Source organism: Caballeronia sp. M23-90, assembly GCF_053574605.1.
Genome location: NZ_JBSIPA010000816.1, coordinates 1 through 1,342 on the forward strand (window position 1 = coordinate 1; position 1,342 = coordinate 1,342).

Below are 1,342 nucleotides of genomic sequence, written 5' to 3' on the forward strand. Positions count from 1 at the left end.
CGTAAAAACGGTCCATCTGAATCCCGATCAGATAGACAACTTCGAACCCATCAAACGCGACCACCGACAGGAGCAAAAAGCCGCCTAAATCTAATCGTTGAGGCGACATCTAGCTTGAAATCTACCGGAATGGACTGTTTTGATGCTTGGCTTCGAGTACCGCGAGTCGATCGTCTCATCGGCTTCGCCGTCCTCATATTTGTTCTCCTGCACATTGAGCCAATAACGCGGTGTTTGCCATTTCTTGTCAAAGCCGGACTTTACACAGTCGGCTGTAAGCAGCAGCAACTCCCCACGCCGCAGTCCTTGATGCAACATCAGCACGTAGGCGATGTAAATGCGCCAGCGGGTTTTCGCACGCGTGAACGGATTCCCACTCGACTCCGGGTCCAGCAGATCGTAAAGCGCCTCCACGACGGATGCTGGCAATGAGCGGACGGTTTCAACCTGACTGGTTTTCCGCACATGCAATTGGCTGTATAAGGTCGAAAGCCTGTGCAAGCGCGCCTCGATGCCTCGCAGGCGATCATCCGGAATTCGGCTCTTGGAAAGCCATGTCACCACGTCCGTCACAAACCCGAGGCCGGCATGCCAGCGCAGCTCGTCGACTCGGGTGGCTCGCGGCCGATTCCCGATCGAGACAAACCACGACTCAAGAAACGTCGGCCAGCGCGCCATCGTCGACGCCAGCAAGCGCATCGTCGAGACCGTTTGGTCCCAGAATCCGGTCCGCGTGCTGGTAAAGGTCCTCGCGATGTTCCGAAGCTTGCCGGTTTGGGTCGATTCGGCCAGATGGCCCATCGACATGATCAGCCAGACGCCATGACAGCGAGGCGAAATCCGCAACACTTCTTTAGATACCACTTGTCGAGGCCAAGTTCAGATGTCGGAGTTCAAACTTTTTAGAAATGTCGGGTTTTGACTTTATCAATCTCTCTTTAAAAAGCTCATTTCCCCACTGCGGCTGCCCGCAGTTCGGCGCTTCTTAGCATCATCGCGTTCATGTCGATTTGCTTGAGCTCGCGTTGTTTGCGCGTGTTGTTGGCCCGCATCTTCGGTTTCACCGGTTCATCCTGATTGGTCCGCGACGGTGAACCCGAGATACGCCGGTTGTCGCGCTCCATCTGCACCTGGCGCGATAGCGCCAACACATGCTCAAGGCGCTTGTTGTCGACCTCGGCACCCTGGTCCATCGCTGATAGCCTGTCGTATTGGCGATAGGCCAGCGCGCTGCCATGTGCCCGGATTTCGATACGCCCATCCGGGTATTCATAGACATCGATGTAGTGATGGGCGAGGGCACGCGTTTGCGGCGTGTCGTCAAGCATGTAGATGACCCGGT

The 1,342-nt window shown here is 55.9% G+C and carries 1 protein-coding gene and 1 pseudogene; both read right to left on the reverse strand.

Annotated elements, in window-relative coordinates; translation table 11 throughout:
- Nucleotides 1-90: 90 nt before the first annotated feature.
- Entirely contained in the window at nt 91-801 is a 711-nt protein-coding gene (locus ACRXB1_RS36110; RefSeq protein WP_449494784.1) for a hypothetical protein, read from the reverse strand.
- A 146-nt stretch (nt 802-947) separates the two neighbouring features.
- A pseudogene (locus ACRXB1_RS36115) lies at nt 948-1,342 on the reverse strand (ISNCY family transposase); the annotation flags it as partial.

What these genes read in the sequence shown, in the direction of transcription:
- ACRXB1_RS36110 (WP_449494784.1), bottom strand. Translation starts at nt 801, where the DNA reads ATGGGCCATCTGGCCGAATCGACCCAAACCGGCAAGCTTCGGAACATC.